Annotated in this window: 17 protein-coding genes; 7 read left to right on the forward strand and 10 right to left on the reverse strand. The window is 65.3% G+C overall.

Annotated features, from left to right (window positions below; genetic code table 11):
* Positions 1-20: 20 nt before the first annotated feature.
* Positions 21-437, reverse strand: a complete 417-nt coding sequence (locus AC1DB8_RS06610) for a serine acetyltransferase (RefSeq protein ID WP_476892532.1) — start codon at positions 435-437, stop codon at positions 21-23.
* A 95-nt stretch (positions 438-532) separates the two neighbouring features.
* Positions 533-1,885, reverse strand: a complete 1,353-nt coding sequence (locus AC1DB8_RS06615) for an O-antigen ligase family protein (RefSeq protein ID WP_441417808.1) — start codon at positions 1,883-1,885, stop codon at positions 533-535.
* Between the two features lie 230 nt (positions 1,886-2,115).
* Between AC1DB8_RS06615 and AC1DB8_RS06620 the strand changes: the two genes are divergently transcribed.
* Genes AC1DB8_RS06620 through AC1DB8_RS06630 form a run of 3 tightly spaced genes read left to right on the forward strand, consistent with a single transcriptional unit; the run spans position 2,116 to position 6,219 of the window.
* A complete protein-coding gene (locus AC1DB8_RS06620) occupies positions 2,116-3,687 on the forward strand; it encodes a hypothetical protein (protein WP_476892533.1) in 1,572 nt (523 codons plus the stop codon).
* On the forward strand, positions 3,684-5,270 hold the full coding sequence (locus AC1DB8_RS06625; protein WP_476892534.1) for a lipopolysaccharide biosynthesis protein: 1,587 nt from the start codon (positions 3,684-3,686) through the stop codon (positions 5,268-5,270). The genes AC1DB8_RS06620 and AC1DB8_RS06625 overlap by 4 nt, the downstream gene beginning before the upstream one ends.
* A 58-nt stretch (positions 5,271-5,328) precedes the next feature.
* Positions 5,329-6,219, forward strand: coding sequence for a sulfotransferase family protein (locus AC1DB8_RS06630; protein ID WP_476892535.1), 891 nt, complete (start codon positions 5,329-5,331; stop codon positions 6,217-6,219).
* An 8-nt stretch (positions 6,220-6,227) separates the two neighbouring features.
* Here the strand turns inward: AC1DB8_RS06630 and AC1DB8_RS06635 are convergent, their stop codons facing one another.
* A complete protein-coding gene (locus AC1DB8_RS06635; protein WP_476892536.1) occupies positions 6,228-7,592 on the reverse strand; it encodes a hypothetical protein in 1,365 nt (454 codons plus the stop codon).
* Positions 7,593-8,057: 465 nt separating this feature from the next.
* On the opposite strand from AC1DB8_RS06635, the gene AC1DB8_RS06640 reads away from it, so the two are divergent.
* A complete protein-coding gene (locus tag AC1DB8_RS06640; RefSeq protein WP_476892537.1) occupies positions 8,058-9,335 on the forward strand; it encodes a carbohydrate binding domain-containing protein in 1,278 nt (425 codons plus the stop codon).
* Between the two features lie 16 nt (positions 9,336-9,351).
* Here the strand turns inward: AC1DB8_RS06640 and AC1DB8_RS06645 are convergent, their stop codons facing one another.
* The 6 genes from AC1DB8_RS06645 to AC1DB8_RS06670 are packed head-to-tail and all read right to left on the reverse strand — an operon-like array spanning position 9,352 to position 15,118.
* Positions 9,352-10,266 carry a glycosyltransferase family 2 protein gene (locus AC1DB8_RS06645; protein ID WP_476892538.1) on the reverse strand — a complete coding sequence of 305 codons (915 nt, stop codon included), beginning with the start codon at positions 10,264-10,266 and terminating at the stop codon, positions 9,352-9,354.
* Positions 10,266-11,597 (reverse strand): glycosyltransferase, encoded by a 1,332-nt coding sequence (locus tag AC1DB8_RS06650; RefSeq protein ID WP_476892539.1) that lies wholly within the window; start codon positions 11,595-11,597, stop codon positions 10,266-10,268. Before AC1DB8_RS06650 ends, AC1DB8_RS06645 begins: the two co-directional genes overlap by 1 nt.
* Positions 11,597-12,103 carry a PssD/Cps14F family polysaccharide biosynthesis glycosyltransferase gene (pssD, locus tag AC1DB8_RS06655; RefSeq protein ID WP_476892540.1) on the reverse strand — a complete coding sequence of 169 codons (507 nt, stop codon included), beginning with the start codon at positions 12,101-12,103 and terminating at the stop codon, positions 11,597-11,599. The genes AC1DB8_RS06650 and pssD overlap by 1 nt, the downstream gene beginning before the upstream one ends.
* 51 nt (positions 12,104-12,154) lie before the next feature.
* Positions 12,155-13,396, reverse strand: a complete 1,242-nt coding sequence (locus AC1DB8_RS06660; protein WP_441417817.1) for a sulfate adenylyltransferase subunit 1 — start codon at positions 13,394-13,396, stop codon at positions 12,155-12,157.
* A complete protein-coding gene (gene cysD / locus AC1DB8_RS06665) occupies positions 13,396-14,316 on the reverse strand; it encodes a sulfate adenylyltransferase subunit CysD (protein WP_441417818.1) in 921 nt (306 codons plus the stop codon). The genes AC1DB8_RS06660 and cysD overlap by 1 nt, the downstream gene beginning before the upstream one ends.
* On the reverse strand, positions 14,309-15,118 hold the full coding sequence (locus AC1DB8_RS06670; protein WP_441417819.1) for a 3'(2'),5'-bisphosphate nucleotidase CysQ: 810 nt from the start codon (positions 15,116-15,118) through the stop codon (positions 14,309-14,311). Before AC1DB8_RS06670 ends, cysD begins: the two co-directional genes overlap by 8 nt.
* Before the next feature lie 732 nt (positions 15,119-15,850).
* Here AC1DB8_RS06670 and AC1DB8_RS06675 point away from each other — a divergent pair.
* From AC1DB8_RS06675 to cysC, 3 genes are all read left to right on the forward strand, one after another.
* Positions 15,851-17,605, forward strand: a complete 1,755-nt coding sequence (locus AC1DB8_RS06675; protein WP_476892541.1) for a PKD domain-containing protein — start codon at positions 15,851-15,853, stop codon at positions 17,603-17,605.
* Between the two features lie 213 nt (positions 17,606-17,818).
* On the forward strand, positions 17,819-18,790 hold the full coding sequence (locus AC1DB8_RS06680) for a sulfite exporter TauE/SafE family protein (RefSeq protein ID WP_476892542.1): 972 nt from the start codon (positions 17,819-17,821) through the stop codon (positions 18,788-18,790).
* Complete coding sequence (gene cysC / locus AC1DB8_RS06685) at positions 18,787-20,100, forward strand: adenylyl-sulfate kinase (protein WP_476892543.1); 1,314 nt, start codon at positions 18,787-18,789, stop codon at positions 20,098-20,100. The genes AC1DB8_RS06680 and cysC overlap by 4 nt, the downstream gene beginning before the upstream one ends.
* 113 nt (positions 20,101-20,213) lie before the next feature.
* Here the strand turns inward: cysC and AC1DB8_RS06690 are convergent, their stop codons facing one another.
* A complete protein-coding gene (locus AC1DB8_RS06690; RefSeq protein WP_476892544.1) occupies positions 20,214-22,901 on the reverse strand; it encodes a LuxR C-terminal-related transcriptional regulator in 2,688 nt (895 codons plus the stop codon).
* Positions 22,902-22,905: the final 4 nt, after the last annotated feature.

Consider the following 22,905-nt stretch of genomic DNA (forward strand, 5'->3'; position numbering starts at 1 on the left):
CGCGGAGTGCGGACGGCCGCTCAGGCGGGGGTCGTGTCCGCCGAAACAGCCAGCGGCGGCCGCAGCACCGAGGGGTTCCCTATCGCCATATACCCCGGTGGCACGTCCTTGGTCACCAGGGCGCCGGCTGCAATGCGGGCCCCTTTGCCGATTCGGATGCCGCCGACGATGATCGCCCCGGCACCGATCTCGACGTCGTCTTCGATCACCGGGCACGGACCCGCGGCACCCTTGTTGCCGATGGTGACGTTCTGCCGGATGCCGACATTGTTGCCGATGACGGTCCGGTCATTGATGACCACGCCGACGCCGTGGTAGACGCGCACGCCGGAACCGACCTTGGTGCGCCAAGGAATCTCGACGCCCAGCACCCACTCCACCAGCAGCCTGTACGCCGCGCCGACGACGACGGCATGCGGCCGGGGGCGTCTATCCAATGGCTTGCGGCTTGCGTGCGCAATCCGGTAAAGAACCATGACGAACTGGCCCTTGGATTGGCCACGGTTTGCCTTGATATCGTTGCGGAGCTCGCTTAGAAGTTCGATGGGAACACCCCTTTGCCCGGCGGTCGCAGCCCCCGTTTCAGTGCGGCTGCCTTCTGCAGGCCGATTGACCCTGCGATCAGCATAAGCGCCAGGCCCGACGTGAGCATGCCGTAGTAGAACACTTCCACTAGCGACACCAGCAGGACGGTGTTGCAGGCCAGGCCCACCGGGTCCGAGAGCCGCAGTGTATAGAAGAACATGACGGCGAACGTGAGCAGGAAGAAGGCTGCCGCAAGGAAGCCGTGGGAATAGAGCACCATCCAGATCTGACCTTGTGTTCCCACCGACGGTGCGCCAATGGTGACGGATGGCCTGGGGGCCCCGAAACCAAAAATGGGTGACTTCAGCGTTTCGTTCAGGGCCTCGGCGTAGAGGGACTCCCTATCCTCGGTGGTGCTGCTGACGCCGAGCCGGTTCTGCAGGCGTTCGGTGACGGGAAGGACCTGGACGATGATCGCCACCAGGATCCCCATACCCAGCAGCGCGCCAAGGCCCTTCCGGTTTCCTGCCAGTGCCATCCGCATGGCGGCGTAGAGCAGCGCGATGCCAAGACCCAGGAACATGCCCCGGTTAAGGGTCAGGAACGCCGGTATGAAGGAGACCGGAATGGCCGCCAGCACCAGCCAAAAGCGGCGGCTCCTGCGGATCTGCCAGAGGTAGCCCACCACCAGCGGCAGGAGCAGAGAGTATGCGGCGCCCCAATTGTTTGTGTACAGGAAAGGCGCGCTGGGCCGTGGGTCGATGTAGCTCCAGGCGGTGGGATTAAACTGCGTCAGCCGCCGGATGGCCATCTGGTTCACCAGCTCGTTCCGCATCAGGGATTGCGGCAAAACGAAGCTCAGCGGGGTGTGGATGACCACAGTGGGAAATAGAAGTCCCAAATAGCCGCCCAGCACGACGACCGCCCAGAACACCGTCAGGCAGCCGAGCACGTACTGCACCTTCAGGTGCGCTTTGGCGTTATAGACATAGACGAAAATGACAGTCAGCGCCAGATAAACCAGCAGCCGGTAAACAAATCCGAGCATCCGATCCGGTGAATCGATAGCGATGGACGAACACGTCATCCAGAGGAGGAAAAGCACCCACACCGAAAATCCTTTCGGCACCCGCACCGAACGGAATCGCACCAAATACAGGAACATGATTCCGCCGACGCCGATCCAAATGAGATCGCTGAGGCCGGCGAGCCACCAAAGGGGGTAACCCAGGAAGATCAGCGCAAACGGCCAGCGCGGCAACTCGGCGGTGGCCCCGGGTCGTTCCCGATCCTGGCGCTGAACGAAGGTTCGGTGCGGTGCCGCGACGCCGGCTGTCGCGGCCGGGAGGTCCGTTGTCATGCCTGGCGTCCTCTTAGGAAGGTATCGGGCTGGTTGGCTATCGGCGTTCAGTATGACAACCGGCACAATGCTGGGCAACGAGTAGTTCCTAAGTAGTACCTGCACACAAATACCTATATGCCCCCGGCCGGCCGGGTTATATCGTCGTGCCATCAGCCCCGGCCCGGCGCTGAGTAAGGTCTCCCGTTTTGGGCGTATTGCCGGCGATCTGTCGGCAGATTGAGGAACAAATGGACGAGAATTCTTCCGTCGGACTCGGTCACTACGCGGTAGTTTTGCGACGGCAATGGAAAACCATCGCACTGGTCACCCTCCTGGGAATCAGCGCCTCCGCGGTCTACCTGGGCTTGACGCCGACTTCCGTGACGGCTTCCACCGTTGTCAACCTCAACGTCATCACCACCGACCCTTTTAACCCCGCCAAAGCGAGCTCAGCATTGCTTGACGCCTCCACGGAACAGCAGCTGGCAAGCTCCTTCGTGGTGGCCCAGTCCGCCGCGGCCAACCTGGCCCACGGCGACTCCGTCGCGGCGCTCCGGGCCGGGGTGAATGTCACGACGTTGGCCAACGGTACGACGATGGCGATTTCCTACACTTCGAGCACGGCGCAGAACGCCAGGGCGGGCGCCGATGCGCTCGCCAATTCTTACCTCTCCTACCGCCAAGGCCAGGCTGAGGAACGGAAGTCCAAGCTCCAGGGCCAGCTTCAGCAGCAGCTGTCGGGCCTGCAGAAGGCTCTCCCGCGCGCCGGTGGCAGTGCACCCTCGATCCTCGCCCAGATCGGGAGTGTCCAGTCGCAGCTGAACCAGCTGTCCCTGATCGACACGAACGGCGGTACGGTGCTGAACCCGGCGGCACAGAACGAGGTGAGCTATCACCCGCAGCCGGTGACGGTGATGCTCACCGGCTCGCTGGCCGCCTTCGTGTTGGGGCTGGTGCTTGCGTTCGCCGTCAATATGCTGGACCGGCGCGTCCGGGACTGGTACGACGTGCGCGGGGCGGGCGCGGGCCCCCTGCTGGTCCGGTTGAGCGCCTCCCGCGCAACGATGCCTGCCGCGGGCGCGGACCTGGACCAGTTCCGTGTGGTGCGTGAACGGCTCCTGGCGAGCTCAAACAACCGGCTGCGCACCCTGACAGTCATCGATGAGACTCAACATTCGCGGCCCTCGGACGTGGCTGCCAACCTTGCGGTCGTGCTGGCTGAGGCTGGAACCCGCGTCGAGTTGATCATGATGGGGGCCTCGGAGGACCAAATGAGGGTCCTGACGGCCGGACTACAGCTGGACAGCCATGCTGCCGGAACCGACGGCCGCCTCTTCAGATCCGGCCTCGTACAGTCCCTCTCGGTGTTCCAGCCACAACGCGGACGGACAATCTTCGACGCCGATGACTTCGTGACCGAAGCGGTCCGCCGGGAACTCATTGGACGCGACTCGGGCCAGGTGATCATTCTGGCTCTGCCGCCGTCAGCACCGCATTCGAGCCGTCTGGCAGCCGGCCGTCTCTCCGATTTCGTTCTGCTTGTCGGGGAATGCCTGCGGACCCGGATCGATGCGCTGGCTCTGAACGCCGCCGAAATGAGCGACATCGAGGCACAGCTCGCGGGAACAGTACTGGTCCCATCCGGGCGAAGGATCCTTGACCCGGAAGCCTCCGCGAAGGAGGGCCGGCACCGGGAAGTCAAAAGCTTGCCCAAAGCGGCCGCCCAGGGAACAGTCTCCAAGGCGCTCCTCGCGGAGTCAGCTTCCAAGGCGTCCATTTCCGATTCAATTTCCAAAGCCGGAAGCCTCAAGTCGTCGTGAGCGCCGCCGGGGTGGAGCAGGAAGTTGACCGGGGGGCTTCCCCCCACAGCGCGGAACGCCGGCAGGCCGCACGCGGCGGCATCATCGGAATCCTGGGAGCTGCGATCGGCTCAGTCATGGGCTTTGCGCTGACGTTCATCCTTGCGCGTGCACTGGGCGAAGCGGGCTCCGGCGTCGTGCTGCAGACCATCGCCATCTTCACCATCGTGCTGGGCCTGGCGAAAGCCGGCATGGATACCGCTGCCGTCTGGGTACTCCCCCGCCTGCAGATCTCGGACCGGTCCAAGCTCCGGGGCGCCACCATGGCCCTGCTCGTTCCCACCGCCGTGGTCGGGATCCTGTTGGCACTGCTGATGGCCGTGCTTGCGCCCCAACTCGGCACCGGGGGTGACGCCGACAGCCAACAGCTGGTCCAGGCGGTGCAGGGGGCAAGCTGGTTCCTGCCCGCGGCCGCGATCATGGTGGTTGCGCTTGCCGCAACCCGCGGTCTGGGGAGCATTGTGCCGTATGCGGCCATCGGCAACATCGGCCTGCCGGTCGCGCGCCCCCTGCTGGTGCTGGGCGCCCTCGGACTCGGTGCCCTGGGCCTGGGCACGATCCCGGTGCTGGCATCCATCGCATGGGCTGCGCCCGCGGCGATCGGAATGTTGGCGGCCCTGATGGTTCTGTGGCGGCGCGTCGACGCGCACGAACGGGGTGCCGGCGGCCGGGGGACCCTGTGGCCGGACCGTGGGCTCAACGTCCAGATATGGAAATTTGCGCTGCCCCGATGGTTCTCGTCGGGCGTGGAGCAGTCGATCATCTGGTTCGATGTGGTGCTGGTGGGCCTGATCGCAGGGGCCGGGGCAGCTGGCGTCTACGGGGCCGCCAGCCGCTTCATCAGCGTAGGGCTCATCGTCTCCACCGCCATGAGGATGGTGATATCGCCGCGGTTCAGTGCCCTGCTCAGCGAGAACAAGACGCGCCAGGTTCAGGATCTCTACTCCACCACGGTCAGCTGGATAGTGCTGCTGGGGGCGCCGATCTATGCGCTGTTCATGTTTTTCGCCCCGACCGTCCTTGGCTGGCTGGGCCCCGGTTTCGAGAGCGGAAGCACGGCACTAACGGTGCTGTGCGTGGGCGCCATAGCGTTCCTGATGGCCGGGAATGTGGACGCGCTGCTCATGATGAGCGGCAGAAGCGGGTGGATGGCCGCGAACAAGGTGGTTGTGCTGGTCCTGAACGTGATCGGGAACCTGTGGCTGGTTCCCCTCTGGGGCATCACGGGGGCGGCAGTTTCCTGGGCCTTCAGCCTCCTGCTGGACTCGGTGCTAGCCTCCGTGGAAAGCCGTATCTTCCTGGGCATCAAGTTCGGCGCGCGGCGGGTTTTCTACGCTCTGTTTGTCGCCGGCGCCTGTGTTGCACCGGTCAGCGTGCTGACCAGGGTGCTGATGGGCCAGTCAACGGCGGCCGTATTTGTTGCCGGGTCCGCCAGCATGGCCGCCCTTGCCACGTGGTGCTGGCTGGACAGAAAGCGGCTGCACCTGGACGACCTAGCCCTCCTGTCCCGCACCGTGCGCCGTAAAACCCCCACCGCCACCTAGCCCCTCCCTGGAATCCCTTCCTGCTGAAACCACTCACTAGACCAATGAGGAATCTGCAATGCTTGGACTCAGCGACATCAAAGACGCAGCACCACGGTGGATGAAGGATGCCGGTGACCTGGTCACCCGGTCCTACGCCAAGGGGACCGTGGGAGCGAGGCCAGCGCCGGACTTCCTGATCGTCGGCGCAAAGCGCGGCGGCACAACCTCCCTGTACAACTACCTCTTGATGCACCCCGGCGTCCTGGGGCTCTTTCCACAGGTGCGGGGCAAGAAGAGTACTGATTACTTCTTCAAGGAGCGCGGGCGAGGCGAGCTCTGGTATCGCTCGCACTTCCACACGGAGTCGTACCGCAATCTGCTGTCCCGGAAACTGGGCTACCGTCCGATCAGCGGGGAGGCGTCCCCGTATTATCTCTGGGACCCCCGGATCGCAATGCAGGTGCGCGCGGTCGCCCCCGATATCAAGGCGATAGCGCTGCTGAGAGATCCAGTGGAACGCGCCTACTCCCATTACCAGGAAAGGGTCCAGAACGGCGTCGAGCCGCTCAGCTTCGAGGCGGCGCTGGCCGCCGAGGACGCGAGGCTTGAGGGCGAGTCCGGGAAAATGGCGGCCGACTCCCGGTACTACAGCACCGCCCATGACTTTTACACCTACCGCGCCAGGGGCGTGTATCTGCCCCAGCTGCAGAACTGGCACCGCGCGTTTCCGGAGGGCCAGCTGCTGGTCCTGCGCAGCGAGGATATGTACTACGACGTCCAGGGCGTCTTTAACCGGGTGTGCGATTTCCTTGGCATCCCCCCATATGGCCTGCCAACCACCAAAACGTTCAATGCCAGCGCCCGGTCCACCATGCCCGAGGCCGCCAGAGAAGAACTCACGTCCTATTACGCCCCGCACAACAAGGAACTTGCGGATTATCTCCAGCGGGATCCGCTCTGGGCCTGAGCGGATCCCTAGGCCGGCGGTGCCGTGGACGCAGCCGGGCCGGCAGGTGACTCCTCAACCGCTCCTTGCCCATCAAGGGCATCAAGGAGGCCCTGGGCGGCGCCGAGCAGGTCGATCAGCTCCCGCACGGAGATCCAAGACGAGGCCCAGCCGCCGTTGCGGACAGCCAGCGTCCACGCCCGTTCGGCTACCACCATCGCGTAGACCCCCGCCAGCACGGGCCAGGCGTCCCGCCGAACACCCGCTGCCTCGAAAAACGGTCCGGCGTCCGCCATGGCACGGAGCAGATTGGCTGCCATCGGACCCTCGCCGCGTTCGCGCCTGACACTGAACATCCAGTGCATGGCGTCCAGGCCTGCGACCGCATCGGGCTCGCACGACTCCCAGTCCCAGCACCACAGGAGACCCTTGGAATCCCTTGCGGTGTTCCAGGGAACAAGGTCACCGTGCCAGCGTTCGGCCACCGGCAACAACGGATCCCCGGCGCGCAACAACTCTTCCAGGCGGGCCAGGGCCTGCGCCAACTCCGGTTCAGACGCCGCGTCAAGGGCAGCCAGCCGGCGGCTCAAATTCTGGAAGTGTTCGGTGGAGGACAGCGTGTCCACCCTGCTAACGGGGCACAGGGCGAAGAGCTCCTGAGGGGTGGGGCCCTTGACACGTCCACGCACGGCGCGCACGTCCAGAGGCAGGGGCTCCGTCACCAGATATGAAAACTGACCGTGGGTTCCAACGGCCAGCAGAGCGGGAGCCCGTACCGGCCCGGCCGACGCGCCGACGGCCCTCAACGCACCGATTTCCGTCCGGACAAACTCACTGCTGCTCTCATTCCAGGCCAGTTTGGCATAGCCGGCCGGCTTCCCCGCCCCGTCCACCAGCTGCAGCGTCGGCTTGCGATTATCGCCTTCCCGGATACCTATCGAGGCGAACAATTGGTGCCCGGCCCGGACGGAAGCAGGAGAGTTCTCGCGCTCCCCCCTGCCGCTGCCCTGGAGCTTGGCCGCCACGGCGGAAAGCGGCAGCACTTGCTGGGCTCCCGGCGCCACCGGAGCCACGCGCTCCTGAACCGACAACCTGTTCAGGACCGGTCGTATGCCCAGCCGTGCCAACGATCCCAGCAGGATCCGTGCCGTATTGACTTTGCCGCGGCGCAACGACCGGTACTGGAGCAGGCTGGCGGCCGTGACCCGCGGCGTCGCCAGCGGGACCAGCAGCCGCGCCCGGGAAGCGTTCGGAAGCACCCAGTACGATTCCACCTCGCGCCACTCGTCGTCGGCAGCGGGGTTGAGGACAACACGGACCTGGCCGGTCGAGACGGGGAGGCGCCAGAGCTGCTCCACCACTGCGTCCAGCGGTGACGCGCCTGTGCCGCTCACAATGCGTTGTCCACGCCACGGGTTGCTCATCATCGGTCCCTCCGCCAGTTCCCCCACTACTGCCGCCTGCGGCATGTGGTCCCATTGTGCACGATATCGCTGTCCTGATACACGAGTAATTTGAGACGCCGCCCGCGTAGCACCTGTGGGAATCCGTGACGAAGAGTTGTACAGTCTCTTCACATCAACACGGCCGCTCTGACCCGATTCGAAAGCCCTGATCGCAGCCGGGTCTCACTGTGCATCGTGATCAACGCCCTCGGGCGCAGGAGCAAGCCTATGAATCGCTCAAGAGACACCGGGTATACCCCAGGGACCGATGCCGTCTTGCCCCTGCCCCGGCGGACCCCCGCGCACCGGAGCCGCCTCAGGCGGTTAGTTGCCGGCAGCTGCACGGCCCTGGCAATTGTCCTGGGTCTTGCCGAAGCCGGCTCTGATCCGGTTGAGGCGGGCTCGGCAGAACAGGTGGTAAACGGCGGTTTTGAAGTTGGCACCCCTGGCTGGCGGACCAATGACAGCAGCACCCAGGAGCTGGCCGTAGTTAGCGGCGGCCACAGTGGCCGGCACGCCGTCGAGCTCACAACGAACCGCAAGCAGACAGCCGTCCTGAACGATGAACTCAATACCGTCAGATCCACCAAAGCCGGAACGCGCTACACCGTAAGCGCCTGGGTCCGTACCGACACCCCCGGCATATCGGGTCAGGTACGGGTCCGCGAGGAACAGGGCGACGTCCCGCTCACCGGGTCCTCCTTCAACCTGACGGACACGAACTGGACGAAGATCGCCTTCGATGTCACGGCCGCCTACAACTGTTCGTCCATGGACCTGAACATCCTGGCGTGGGACCTGGCACCGGGCCAGTTTTTGCAGGTGGATGACGTCTCCATGCAGGAGGTACCTGCCGGTGCGCCGACTCCCGCCCCCGCGCCGACGTCGGGGACCGTCTTCGGCTCCAGCCTTGGACAATCGAGCTCCGGAGGGACACGTGAAGAAGCGCTGGCGCGGGAGGAGTGCCGCTTCGGTTCGCTGGGCACCGTCCGGCTCTTCGACGATGCGCTTCCGTCCAGCTGGTCATCGCTGGAAACGTTTAAGGGTAGATCCCTGGTGATCTCCTTCCGCCCGCTGCCGGCGGACGTGCTGGCCGGCACCTACGATGAGGCCCTGCTGGCCTGGTTCAAGACGGCCCCGCGGGACCAGGAAACCTACTGGTCCTACGTGCACGAACCCGAGGCCGAAATCGCCCAGGGCAAATTCACTGCGGCCGCCTACCGCGCGGCGTGGCAGCACATTGCGCGGCTGGAGGACCAGGCGGACAACGAGCACCTGCACTCCACGCTGATCCTCATGGGATGGACCGTGAACCCGGCTTCGAAGCTGAACTGGAAGGACTACTACCCGGGGGCCGACTACATCAACGTCCTGGCCTGGGATCCCTACAACGACGCCGGGAGCGTCGCCGGTCCCTCGACCTACCCGGACCCGGCCAAGGTCTACGGAGACGTCGTTGCGGTCTCCAAGGGGGCGGGAAAGCCCTTCGGCATTGCCGAGACGGGAAGCCGGCTCATTCCCTCGGACCCCAGCGGGGCGGGACGTGGTGAGTGGCTTACCAAGGTCGGCAAGTACCTGAAGGACAACAATGCCCTCTTCGTGGCGTATTGGGACTCCGCGGTCAAGATCGGCGACTACCGCCTGACGGACGCGCCTTCCGCCGCGGCTTGGCGGAAGCTGGTCAGCGGTTGACCGGCGGCGCCGGCCGCTAGATGCCGCGGCCCCGTTTGTGGAGTGCCTCCATAACGCGGGCCGGAGTCACAATGCCGCACGCGACGGCGGCGGCCAGGGGAACGCGCGGTTCCAAGGGATTGCGTTGGGCAGCCGATACCGCCCAGCGCAGAGCCTTTCGCCGCTCACCCATGGCCGCGTGGGCGAACGCCAACTGGCCCCTGATCCGGGCAGCCCCGGCGGGCACCGTGTCGAACTCCGGGTACTTGTCCAGAATCCATGACAGACCATCACACATCATTTGCCAGCGGCGGAAGAAAAAGGACTGGCTCCCCCACCTGACCATGGCCGAAACCCGGCGGACGTGGGCAATCGGCCCCCGGCGGGAGACCCTCAAGAGAAACTCGTAGTCTTCGCCGAATCCGCCGGGGACGTCTTCGTCCACCAGACCGAACCCGTCCAGAACGGCGGAGCGCCGCATCAGGAATGTCGAGGGATGGAGTTCTGTGTGCCGGTCGCGGAGCAGATCGGCGAAAGTGATCCAGGACTTCCCCAACGGGCGGTCGTGGGACTGTCCGTCGTAGGAGACCGTAATATCGCAGGTCACGAACTCAGTGCCGGGACTGTCCGCCAGCACCTGCACCTGCGCCTCGATCTTGTGCGCTAGCCAGAGGTCGTCGTCATCGCAGAACGCGATGAACTCCCCCGTTGCTGCCTCGATGCCGCTGTTGCGGGCACCGGCCAGTCCCGGCTTCCGCCCGTTGGTCAGGACACGCACGCTTCGGGAGGCTGATTCCTCGGCGAGGGAATAGTCAGGGTCGGACTGGTCGAAGACCACCAGGACTTCGATGAATCCGGCGTAGGTCTGCGCCAGCACGGCGCTGACCGCCTGTCGCAGCATCTCCGGGCGGTCCCTCGTGGCAATTATGGCCGTGACCCGGTCCATGGTCATCACCACCCTGCAACGGGGTCGGGTACGGAGTTGGTGCGAGGGGCGGCCATGGCGTGACGTGCAGCCATGGAGTGGAACGGCCCCGTGGGCCGGCCGGTCCGGCCAGCGGCACCATCGGCGGCGCCGTCGCCGGCACTGCCACCGGGCAGTCCTAACTCGGTCCAGGCCCCTGCGACGACTTGCTTATCGTTTGCGGCCGACGGCGGCAGGCTGGCCCGGGGAATGTGGTGGCGGCTCAATGCTTGGGCCGCCCATGCTGCGCTCAGCCAGGACGGTTTGTCCCGCATGGCTGCGGTCCGCGTCTTGGACCAGAACGGAGCAGCCGTGGCGATCTCGAGGAACCGGAGGTCGATCTCGCGATTATGGCTCAGCGCGTAGGCCAGCGTTGGGTCCTCGCCTGAGTCGACCAGGACGTCTGCACCTGAGATATCCCTGGCAGCAGCATAGATGGCCTGGTAATAACCGCTGTACCGGGCCAGCTGCAGCCGTCCTTCCCGCCTTCCAGCCAGCGCCGCCGGCCCCAACCTCCGTGCCGGCATGGCGGCGTCGGCAAGCCTGCTGACACCGCGGACATCGACTTCGTCCCAACCGCCGAACGCGGACTTGCCGACGGCCTTCCAGAACCCGCACTCATGGAAGGGAACGCCACAGCTGCAATCCTCGTTGTCGAGGATGCCGCGCTGCCAGAGCTGGCGCGTATCGCCGAGGACAGCCACTGAGGCGCGGCCCCCGACCGACTCCAGCACGGTGTCCACGGAGTGGGCCGGAGCAGCAACATACAGCACCACGGGCGCTCCGACGGAGGCGCGGTTCGTCGAGGTCCGGCGCTTGTGCAGCAGTGCGGCCAGCTTCTGCGCGGCCTCGTCGGCGCCGAAGGTTTCGGTCTCTGTCAGGAGACGGGTTCCCGCGCCGTTCTCCGCCGACGCGGCCACGTGGGCGTCCAGTTCCGGCGCCGACTCCACGCAAATGGCGAGGCCCCTCTCGGCGGACCAGCGCGTGAACCGTTGCTGATGGTCATCGACATGTTCCCCGTATTGCGGGTCCCGGGGAAACACCAATGGGAGGTGGCCGGCCTTTCGCGCCTCTGAAATCGTGGCAGGGCCACCGTGAAGAATGACGATCTCACTGCTCTCCAACAGGTTGGCCAGCTCCTTGGGCGAGACGAAGTCCCGGCCGGCGGCAATACGCGGTGGTGCGCTGTGGCCGTACTGAACCATCACCCGGTCCGACGGATTCGACTGGGCCCACTTGTCGGCCCAGTCGATGATTCTCTTGAACGGATGGCAGTCGGTTCCCACCAGTACCGTTATTGTCCTGGATGCCCTGCTCATCAGAGGAGTCTTCCCAGCAACTGCGCATCCGGGTACAGACCAAGTTGGTCCCGCCACTGGACAAGCATGAGATCCGAGAAGGGGCGGCAGAGCCGGCCGGTCAAGGTGGGGCTCTCAACCCTGTCGAAGACCTCTATGTACACAGTCGCGATGCCCAGAGCCTTGGCCGCGACGAAGAACGGGAAAGCGCTCCCGGCGCCGGTGGAGACGACGACGGTGGGGAGAAAGCGGCGAATCACGAGATAGGCAAGCCAGGCGTTCCTGAGCAGATTGGGAATATTGCGTGTAGTAGGCGAGTACGCCCATGAAACGTCGGTCTCCGCCTCGAGGTTCGACTTCGCATCCTCGGTGGGAAAGGTGACCCACGCCCGCTCATGCGCAGACCACCAGGGGCGCAGCGACATCAGCTGCGCCAGGTGACCGCCGCTGGAACCCACCAGCAGAATCCGCTCCGTGCCCGGTGTCGCAGCACGCGGACCCTCCTGAAAAACTTTCCCTGACCTCATTGCTTTTGATCCTCCCCGATAAGTGACGCGTGATGGCCCCGGCCAGTGGCTTCAGATGATCATTCCGGCGCCGACGGTACTGTGGGTGTTTTCGTCAATCAGTACAAATCCGCCCGTTTCACGGTTCCGCCGGTACTCGTCGGTCAGCAGCGGCGTCGTCGTCCGCAGCCGGACGCGGCCGATGGAGTTCAGCCCAAGTTCGGGGGCGGATTCGTCCCGGTGCAGGGTGTTGACGTTGAGTTCGTACTGCACGGACTGCACCAGGGCCCTGGTGTTGCGGGTGGTGTGCTTGAGGGCCAGCTTCTGCCCGGGCCGGAGAGGCTCCTCGCTCATCCACGCGACCATGGCATCGATATCCTGGGACACGCTCGGCTGATTGTGCGGCCGGCAGATCATGTCCCCGCGCGAAATGTCGATGTCATCCTCCAGCCGGACTGTCACAGACATCGGCGCAAACGCCTCGTCCACCGGACCATCGGCGGTTTCGATGGACGCGATGCGGCTGGGCAGTCCGCTGGGCAACACGATCACGTCGTCCCCGGTTCGCATCACCCCGCCGGCGATCTTGCCCGCATAGCCGCGGTAGTCGTGGTGCTCGCTGGTGTGCGGCCGGATTACGTACTGCACAGGGAACCGTCCGTCCACCAGGTTCCTGTCGCTGGCGATGTAAACGTTCTCCAAGTGGTTGAGCAGTGAACCGCCCTCGTACCAGGGCATGTTCTCCGAGCGGTCCACGACGTTATCCCCGTGCAGGGCGGAGACGGGGATGACGGTCAGGTCTGCGATCTGCAGTTTTGCCGCAAACTCCGTGAACTCCCGCCGGATGTCCTCGTAGACCTGGCGCGAGTATCCCACGAGGTCCATCTTGTTGACGGCCAGCACAAGGTGTGGAACCTGGAGCAGGGAAACCAGAAAGGCGTGGCGGCGGCTCTGCTCAACGAGTCCCTTCCTGGCGTCTACCAGCACAATCGCCAGGTCCGCGGTGGAGGCCCCTGTCACCATGTTCCGGGTGTACTGGATGTGGCCGGGGGTGTCCGCAATGATGAATTTCCGCGACGGGGTGGCGAAATACCGATACGCGACGTCGATGGTTATGCCCTGTTCCCGCTCGGCCCGCAGCCCGTCCGTCAGCAGCGACAGTTCTGTGTATTCCGAGCCCATTTCACGGCTGGTCCGCTCAACTCCTTCCAGCTGGTCGCTGAAGATGGACTTGGAGTCGTACAGCAGGCGACCGATCAGGGTACTCTTGCCGTCGTCGACCGATCCGGCAGTGGCAAATCGCAGCAGGTCCATCAGAAGTAGCCTTCTTTCTTTCGGTCTTCCATCGCCGCTTCGCTGACCCGGTCATCGCCGCGGGTTGCCCCGCGTTCGGTTATCCGGGAGGCAGCGACTTCTTCGAGGACCAGCTCTACGGTGTCGGCATGGGATCGGACGGCGGCGGTCAGGGTGGCATCCCCCACCGTGCGGTAGCGGACCGATTCCGTGAATGTCGGCTCGTGGGCGGCGGGTTGGCAGAGCTCGTTAGCTGCGAACAGCATGCCGTTGCGCTCGAAAACCTCGCGCTGGTGGGCGTAGTAGAGGGAGGGCACTTCGATGCCTTCGGCCGCGATGTACTCCCAAATATCGAGCTCGGTCCAATTGGACAGCGGAAACACCCTGATGCTTTCACCCAAGTGGACCTTGGCATTGAACAGGTTCCACAATTCGGGACGCTGTTTCTTGGGGTCCCATTGGCCGAACTCGTCCCGGAAGGAGAAGATGCGCTCCTTGGCCCGGGCCTTTTCCTCATCCCTGCGGGCACCGCCCAGCAGGGCGGTGAAGCCGTTCTTCTCCGCCGTTTCCAGCAGCACCGGGGTCTGTATCCGGTTCCGGGAGCCGTTCGGCTCTTCCCGAACAATCCCACGCTCAATGGCGTCCTGAACGGATCCGATCACCAGGTTCAATCCGTACCGGGCCACCATGCGGTCCCGGAGTTCAAGCACCTCCGGGAAGTTGTGGCCGGTGTCGATATGGAGCACCGGAAACGGGATACGGGCAGGAGCGAACGCCTTACCGGCGAGGTGCAGCATGACGATCGAATCTTTCCCGCCGGAGAACATCAGCGCCGGGTGCTCGATCTCCGCCACCACTTCCCGGAGGATGTAGATGGCCTCGGACTCGAGAACCTCAAGCTGGGAAAGGATGCGCCTAGGGCTTTCGGTCACGTCACGCACCGGCGTGTCCTTTCGTTTGGGGGCTTTGCTGTTTTGCCCTGCCGATTGCTGCCAACACCAGTCCGCTGAGTTCCGGGCGGCAGACCAGCAGGTCCGGGAGGTAGGGGTTTTCCTGGTTGTACCGCGGTGCCGAGCCGTCGAGGCGGCTCACATGCAATCCGGCGGCACGGGCGACGACGACGGGTGCGGCGGAATCCCATTCGTACTGGCCGCCGTCGTGCAGGTAAAGGTCGACTTCGCCGCTGGCGACGGCGCACGTTTTAAACCCGGCTGAGCCCATCGGAATTAGGGTGGCGTTGATGTCTGCGGCCACGGAGCCGGCGATTTCCGGCGCTCTGCTCCGGGACACGGCCATTCTCAGACCCGTGTGGGGAGCGGCGGATCCGCCGCCGTCCTCGCCCGTCAGGACCATGTCCAGCCGGGGAAGCGCGACTGCGCCGGCCGTCAGCTCGCCTTCCTGCCACAGTGCGACGTGCACTGCCCAGTCGCGGCGGCCTTCGGAAAATTCGCGGGTCCCGTCCAACGGGTCAATGATCCATACCCGTTCGGCCCGCAGGCGCGAGACCTGGTCCGGCGCCTCCTCGGAGAGGACCTGGTCCTTGGGCCGGGTGCGGAGCAGCATCTTCTTCAGGAATTGATGGGAGCGCCTGTCCCCCTCCGCGCCCAGGGATTTGGGGGTGAAGGTGGTGTCCCGGCCCTGCAGGGTCCTCAGGAGGTCTCCGGCCCCTTCAGCCAGCGCCGCGGCCAGCTTGGCATCCGACAGTTCGGCGCTGATGGGACGCTCGTGTTTGAGCAAAGGCATGATTCCCCCGTTTTAGTAAGCGCCGGCTGGGTTCTTCATCATCGTGGCGTTGGGCCGCAGGATGATGTCGCCGGCGAGAGACCAGTTTTTTTACGTAGTACAAATCGAGGCGGACGCTGGATTGCCAGTTGAGTTGCGGGCCGCCGAATCTGCCGCATGCCGGGATGGCGGTTCGGCCGGCCCTGTCCCCGCCGTCTGCGACCGGGCCGACGGCCGGGACACGGTGGCCGCAGCGCGCCGAAACTTGCCAGGACAAGCTGGAAAAGCCCGTCACGGAGCCGATGTTCGAAAAGCACATTGTCGAGACCTACTCAGTACCCAGAGGTGTTTGCTGACTGGATGTATCAGACAAACCTAGGAGTGCCTCCGGCCGGGCACGCGAGTAAGCAGTACGCGTCTTTTCCGGCAGTCTCATCGCGTAATTGGCCCGGACCACTGGGCCGGCCAATGATGGGCGGGTACGGACCACTCGCAAAGGCCCGGCCCTACTTGGCCGGCGAACCCCGGCCGAACGCAGGTCCCGTGAGTCCGCAGCGCCGCCGCGGATTCGCGCGGATTTACAGTGCGAATTCACGGCGGGACGTGTGCTGGACAACCGGATGCCCCACTTGTAGCCTTTCGGTACCCGAGACGGTTTGGAGCGGCTACCGGCACCCGGATCTGGGCCACCCGAACCGTGATTGCGGCAGGAACGGTCTCCAGGATTAGCTGTCCTAATGCGAGGAGATGTCGGTGAAGCTCAAGCTCGTTTCAGCGCTGGCCGCCATCGCGCTGTCCCTGACCTTCACCGCAGCCGCCGCGGAAACGGTCGCGGCCGCTACCCCCTTCAGCTTCGCCGTGATCGGGGACACTCCCTACGGCTCCACGCAGCTTAGCGTTTTCCCGCAGCGGATCGGGCAGATCAATGCGGATCCCCAAGTGCAGCTGGTGACCCATCTCGGCGACATCGGTGGCCCGCCTAATTGCTCCGACTCGTACTACGCGACCATCAGGGCGAATTTCGACACTTTTGCCGATCCGCTGGTCTATACGCCCGGCGACAATGAATGGGCCGACTGTTCGGGTGCCTCCGTGGGCGCCGCCAATCCGCTCGACCGCCTGGCCGCCCTGCGCCAGGTCTTTTTCCCGGCTCCCGGCACTACGCTCGGACGGAACGCGGCCAGCGTCACGGCACAGTCCGGCTATCCGGAGAACGTGCTCTACGACCGGGAAGGCCTCACGTTCGCCGCGGTGCACATCGTGGGCTCGGCCAACGATCTGGCAACCTGGAGCGGATATTCAGCGCCGACGAGTGCCCAGACCGCCGAAGTCAACGCACGAACCGACGCTGGCATTGCCCTCATTCACGCTGCCTTCCAACGTGCCACCGCGAACGCCAGCCGTGCCGTGGTCTTCACGACCCAGGCCGATATGTTCAAGGGAACCCCGAGCCGCACCGCCTACGAACCGTTGGTGAAAGCCTTCGCCTCCGAATCCTTGGCCTATCAACTCCCGGTTTTCCTCTTCAACGGGGACACTCACAGCTTCGCCAGCGACCGCCCGCTGACGTCGTCGACGTGGCTGTCGTACTACGGACTCACCACCCCGGTCCCGAACTTTTCCAGGATCACGGTGGAAGGCGGAGCAACGATGGATGAATGGCTGAAGGTGACTGTCGTCGACACCTCGGCCGTCCTTGCGGTGCAGCGCGTTCCCTTCACGGTGAATGCCGCGCCGGTGGCGTCGTTCACCGCCTCGGCCTCCGGGCTGACCGCGGCTTTCGATGCCAGCGCCTCCACCGACGACGCCGGCATCACCGGCTACGGATGGGCCTTCGGAGACGGCAGCACCGGGACCGGGGTATCGGCCTCGCACAGTTACGCCGCCGCGGGGACCTACAAYGTGACCCTGACCGTCACCGACACCCAGGGAGCAACCGGCACCAAAACCACCCCGGTCACCGTCTCCACCTCCTCCGGCTCCGTCACCGACGTCGTCGTGCCCGCCAAATCAGTGTGGAAATACCGGTACAGCACCACCGCACCGGACCCGGCCTGGAAGAACCCCGGCTACAACTCCTCCGCCTGGAACACCGGTCCCGGCGCCCTGGGCTACGGCTCAACTCCGTTGGGAACCAACCTCAACCCCTCCGCCACCACCAGCGCCCGCCCCCTGGCCGCCTACTTCCTGCGCAGCTTCTCCATCCCCACCGCCTCCGCCGTCACCGCGCTCAAACTCACCACCGTCGCCGACGACGGCGTCGTCATCTACGTCAACGGCACCGAAGTCGGCCGCACCCGCATGCCCRCCGGCACTGTCACCATCAACACCTACGCCACCGCAGCAATCCCCACCTCCAACGCCAACGCCGCACCGGTCACCTTCAACGTCCCACTCTCCCTGCTGGTCAACGGAACCAACACCATCGCCGCCGAAACCCACCTGAACTACCACGCCACCAAAGACATCAGCTTCGACCTCACCGCAACAACCACCACCAGCGGCTAGCGGAGTGAATGCCGTGCCGGCGGCGGCCTTGCCCGTCGATCGGCTGTCCGTCAGGACTGCGGCGGGGTTGCGGCGGGTGCGCGGCGGAGGTGCTTTGCGTCTGACCACGCGGCATCGGACCTGGTTACACTGTCTGCCCGGCCCCGGTGACTACTCTCGGAGGCACCGAACTACCTGTTTGTCCGGTGCGTCCTCGGTGGCAGGATCTGGGCCATGGACCTGAACTTGGCGTTGACCGCTTTCGGTGTAGCCATCGTCGTTGGATTGACAGGTATGGGCGGCGGCGCCCTGATGACCCCCGCACTGGTGCTGTTCTTTGGCGTTCCCCCGCTCGCCGCGGTCTCCAGCGACCTCGTCGCCAGCGCCGTCATGAAGCCGGTGGGCTCCCTGGTACACCTGCGGCGCCGGACGGTGAACTTGGACGTGGTCAAGTGGCTGGCAGTGGGTTCGGTGCCCTCAGCCTTCTGCGGCGTGCTGGTCCTCAAATGGCTGGGCCCCGGCGAGGACGTCCAGCAGAGCGTCAAAACGGCGCTCGGCTTCGCTCTGCTCTTGAGCGCCATCCTGTTGGTGGTGCGGGCCTACCTCCGGCTTGCCGAGCGCGCACGCAGCGCGGACGGGCGCGGAGCCGAGCTGCCTACAGAGCGGCCGCAGGTGGCGGTCCGGGTTCTGCCCACCGTCCTTTTGGGCATTCTGGGCGGCATTGTGGTGGGCATGACGTCCGTCGGAAGCGGGTCCTTGATCATCATCGGGCTCATGCTCATCTACCCAGGGCTCAAGGCCAACCAGCTGGTCGGCACCGATCTCTTGCAGGCTGTTCCCCTGGTCTTCGCTGCGGCCGTGGGGCACACGCTCTTCGGCGATCTGAACCTCGGCCTGACCCTGCCCTTAGTGTTAGGCAGCATCCCCGGCGTCTACCTCGGGGCCATGCTGTCCTCCCGTCTCTCGGGCGGTTTCGTGCGCCGGGCGTTGGCCTTTGTGCTGCTGGCCTCGGCGCTAAAGATGCTCTCCGTCCCGGACCCGGTAACAGCAGGGATTCTGGTGGCCGCCTTGCTGGTGGCGCCCCTGGCATGGATGTATCTGCGCCGGCAGAAGGGTTTCCCGGCGCTGGCCACCGTGGAGAGCCGACGTCGGCGCGAGGCAGCCGCCTTGTTGGACTCAACGAGCGGAATCAGGGGGACACTGTGAGCTTGCTCTTCGGTTCTGAACCATCACACGTTCTGACCGGCGCCCGGCTCGATGAGCTGGAACTCCTGCTGGGCGGCCTGTACGGCCCGGCGGACGGCTATGCCCTACCCTCCAACGTTCCACCAGAATGGCCCTGGCCGTTTACGCTCGCGGTGCCCGCCGCCGTCGGCCAACAGGCGGTGGACTGCGGCGCCCTGCTGATCACGGATCCGGATGGCACACCGCTGGCCAGATTGACCGTTTCCGCCGGCCAGGGCGCGGGAAAAGGCACCATGCATCTTGCCGGCCGGCTGGAAGCCCTTCAGCCCGCCGAGCACCCGCCCATGCGCCGGCTGCGTCTGACGCGGCCCCTCACCGGACCGGGACAGGACACGGATCCGAGCCTGGTGGCGGCGTTCGACCGGCTGCCGGAGCCTGCCCAGCTCGCCGAAGCGATGGGTATGGCAATCCGCCATCACGCCCGGTTGTGGCTTGTCGCGGTTGCCGGCTGCCAGGAGCACGGAAACTATACGGTCCTGGAACTGCTTTCCGTCCTTGAACGCTGCACGGAGCAGCTGGTTGGAGCCCGGACCGGACTGCTGGTCCTGCCCGCGTTCGAGGGTGCGTCCGGCGCCCGTGACCGGACCCTGCGCGACTACGTGCTGCTCCGGCTGGGCGCCTCCATCCTGCTCAACTACACCTCCGATGCGGGGGCCGCGGCCAGTGGAGCGCCGAGGCGGCGTGCCGCCGCTCCCGAACCGCTGGCAGCAGGCACCCCACCGCTGGGTGCTGTCGTTTTCCTGACGGGCCTGTCCGGTTCCGGGAAATCGACAATCGCCCGCGCACTGGTGGAACGGCTGCAGCGGGCAGACTCCCGCCCCGTCACGCTGCTGGACGGCGACGACGTGCGCAGGCTCCTGTCTTCGGGTCTTGGCTTCAGCCGGCAGGACCGGGATCTCAACGTCCGCCGGCTCGGGTGGGTCGCCTCCCTGGTTTCCAAGTCCGGCGGAGTTGCCGTCTGCGCTCCGATCGCGCCGTTCGAGTCGACCCGTCAGGAGGTCCGGGCGATGGCCGAGACTGTCGGCTCGTTTGTCTTGGTGCACGTGGCCACGTCGCTGGAGGTATGCGAAGCGCGGGACCGAAAGGGACTGTACGCACGGGCCCGGGCCGGCGACATACCGGACTTCACCGGGATCGGCTCTCCGTATGAACCGCCGCTCGACGCCGATCTGGTGCTTGATACCGGCACCACCTCGGTGGACGAGGCGGTCGATGTGATTTTGGCAGCGATGGGCGTCGGGGCCAGGGAACTGGTGGAACTCAGCCAGTGAAGACGGCGCGTGGCGGTTGAGCGAGGAAATCTGCCGTAAGCCAGGACATTCCTGTTGGCCTGGTCATGGAGGCAGGTCAGTAGCCCAACCACCGTTCCTGTTCTCCCCGGTCCTCAGCGGGGGCTGAGCGCGTCGCTTCGCACAGCCATCAGGTCACAACTCGTCAGGTCTTCGCGGCGGTTGATGCCGAGCTTGCTGAAGATCCGGTAGAGGTGTCCTTCAACAGTGCGGACCGACAGTGAGGCGAGCTGGGCAATTTCGCGGTTGCTGTTGCCGTTGATCACCATAGTGACTACTTCGCGTTCCCTGGGCGTCAGGGAGGTGGCGTCATCGGTGCCGAACAGGGACAGGGTGCTGATTCCCGCCAGCTCCCTGCGCCTGAGCTGGAGCAACTGGGCCACGGCGCGAACGCGCTTGCGGTCCCCGCTGCCGTTCAGGAACCAGACGGCCTTGCCAAGGCATTCCGCCGCCAGCAGGTGGTACCGCAGTTCCTGTGCCCTTTCGCTGGCCGCGATCAGCTGCTCAGCGTCACGCTGAAGAAGGGCCCGCGCGTAGGCATTGAGACACTCGGCCTCCGGGCCTTCGCCGTGATCCGTCAGTTCCACCAGCCGCGCCAAGTGGCCGCTGTCGCCGAGCCGGAGCGCCAGTTCTCGGGCATCCCGCTCCGCCGCGAGCAGTCCCATGCCTCGGGCCCGATCAGCCAGCACTGACAGCTCCCGGACGCCGTTAGCTGCTCCATGCAGACCCGCCCGCGCTGCCGCGACGTGGGCCTGCCCCATCAGCTGGAAGTGTGCGGACCCTCGATACGGGACGCGGTTGAAAGCCTCGCAGTAGCGGTCCACCACGTCGTTTTGCCCGAGCAGGGAAGCTGCATAGGCCGCCAAACCCAAGGCATACGGCAGGAGGTGGTCGAAGTCTGATTCAAAGAAGGCCTCAATGGTGACCGAAAGCCTGCCCAATGCGGTCACCATGTCGCCCTGTCTTAGCGCCGCCAGCCCTTCCACCAAGGACTGTCCCCCGCTGAAGTGCAACCCGCTGCGGAATCCGTGCCAGGGGGCCTCCGTAGGGGGCATGGCGACCAGGTTCCATCGTCCCAGGCGAACCAGTGCCAGCGAATGCTTGAAGCGTGCCAGCTCATACGCCCGGAACTGCGCCGTGGAACTTCCCCCCAGCAGCTGCAGGATTTCGCCGCTCGCCCGGAAGGCACTGTCCGGCCGACCGGTGGCGGCCAGCAATTCAGCCCAGAGATAGAGAATCTTGGCGCGGGTAATCGGATCTGATCCGGTGTCGGCCAGCCGTTCGGCCAGCTCATCCTCGATCTCGGCGTAACGTCCCTCCAAGTGGAGCGCATGCAGAATCAGCAGCCGGCTACCGGCTGACTCGGCCGGTCCGGGCGTCAGGCTCCCTGCTCCCAGACGCTGCTCCGACGCGCGCCAGGAGGCGGCGATCTTCCTCAGTTCCAGGGTCTGCCCGCCCATGCCGAGATGCACGCGGGCGGCGAGGATGGATGCTGCCCCCGCCGTCGCGTGGTCCGCGGCGGAGTCGACGCAGTCCTGCAGCAGCGCCGCCGCGCGCGGAAGATCACCAAGATGGAAATGGGCGTCTGCCATTTGGACTTTCGCTGCCGCCCGGTACACTTCGCCATCGATCGCTCCGGCCGTTTGCAGCGCTACCATCGGCTCGAAATGCCGGTTGGCGCTGGCGGCTGCACCCAACAGCTGCTCGTCGGGAACCTCGGCTCCGCAGTCCAGGGACCAGCAGACCAACCGCGTCTGCATCTCCTCCGGCATCGTGCCGTCCACAACATCGAGCACGCGCGAGCGGATCATCATGCTGCGGGCCGGAGGAACAAGGGCGCGCACCACCTTTCCCAGCAGCGGGGAGGCCGACCGCACCAACCTTTGCGGCCCCCGGGCAATGGTGATGAGCCGGTCTTCTATCAGGGTGTCAACGTCCGAATCACTGGCGAGCCGGTGCAGCCAGGCCAGGGGCAGAGGCTCCGCGAGCGCGACCGTCTCAAGGATCTCCGTCTCGGCCGCAGACCTGCAGGCGAGCTGTTCCCGGACCAGATCCCTCAATTGCTGATCGACGCGCAGATGAAAGTTCTTCAGCATCCAGACGTGGTTACGCAGCACCAGTTCACCGGTGCGCTGGGCCTGGCGGATCAACGCGAGCAGAAGCAGGGGGTTTCCGCCTGCAATCCTGCATAAAGCGGTACTGGCGCTGTTGATAACCTCACCACCCAGCACCTGGCTACAGAGCTCGCGGGCCTGCGCATCGGTGAGCGGTGACAGGTCAAAGCGCCGCAGCAGCCCCTCGTTCCAGAGGGAAACAAAAGCTGCTGTCGGTCCCGGCTTTGGTCTGGAGAGCACCAGCAGCTTTACCAGGCCCATCAAGGCCAGTTGCGCCAGCACCCTGGAACTGTCTGCATCCAGGTTCCCGGCGTCTTCCACGATCACAAGCGCTGTGGGTTCCCCGGTTTCGAGCCGCCGGCTAAGCACCTTCTCCATGCGGCGGGGCACTGACGGCCACGGTTCGGACTCCGGCAAGGGGTATGAGCCCAGGTATGGAGCCAGCGCGCCGAAAGGGAGCTTCGTCATCGCCGCTGCGGGAAAGATCCAGAAGGGCTTGACCGCCGCGCCGAGCTGCCGGAGCACCGCCCCGGCCAACGCACTCTTTCCCAAGCCGGCGTCCCCCGCCAGCAGGACTCCTACCCGGTCAGGGTCCTGCAGCGCGGCCACGATTGAAGCTACCAGGTCGGAGCAGCCCACCAGGGCGCGGGGAAAGTCGTCGTTGTCCATGTCC

The sequence above is a fragment of the Arthrobacter sp. 10N410 genome (genome assembly GCF_056394945.1).

What these genes read in the sequence shown, in the direction of transcription:
- AC1DB8_RS06620 (WP_476892533.1), top strand. Translation starts at nt 2,116, where the DNA reads ATGGACGAGAATTCTTCCGTCGGACTCGGTCACTACGCGGTAGTTTTG.
- AC1DB8_RS06670 (WP_441417819.1), bottom strand. Translation starts at nt 15,118, where the DNA reads ATGCCTTTGCTCAAACACGAGCGTCCCATCAGCGCCGAACTGTCGGAT.
- AC1DB8_RS06690 (WP_476892544.1), bottom strand. Translation starts at nt 22,901, where the DNA reads ATGGACAACGACGACTTTCCCCGCGCCCTGGTGGGCTGCTCCGACCTG.
- AC1DB8_RS06645 (WP_476892538.1), bottom strand. Translation starts at nt 10,266, where the DNA reads ATGACCATGGACCGGGTCACGGCCATAATTGCCACGAGGGACCGCCCG.
- AC1DB8_RS06650 (WP_476892539.1), bottom strand. Translation starts at nt 11,597, where the DNA reads ATGAGCAGGGCATCCAGGACAATAACGGTACTGGTGGGAACCGACTGC.
- AC1DB8_RS06660 (WP_441417817.1), bottom strand. Translation starts at nt 13,396, where the DNA reads ATGGACCTGCTGCGATTTGCCACTGCCGGATCGGTCGACGACGGCAAG.
- AC1DB8_RS06615 (WP_441417808.1), bottom strand. Translation starts at nt 1,885, where the DNA reads ATGACAACGGACCTCCCGGCCGCGACAGCCGGCGTCGCGGCACCGCAC.
- AC1DB8_RS06630 (WP_476892535.1), top strand. Translation starts at nt 5,329, where the DNA reads ATGCTTGGACTCAGCGACATCAAAGACGCAGCACCACGGTGGATGAAG.
- AC1DB8_RS06680 (WP_476892542.1), top strand. Translation starts at nt 17,819, where the DNA reads ATGGACCTGAACTTGGCGTTGACCGCTTTCGGTGTAGCCATCGTCGTT.
- pssD (WP_476892540.1), bottom strand. Translation starts at nt 12,103, where the DNA reads ATGAGGTCAGGGAAAGTTTTTCAGGAGGGTCCGCGTGCTGCGACACCG.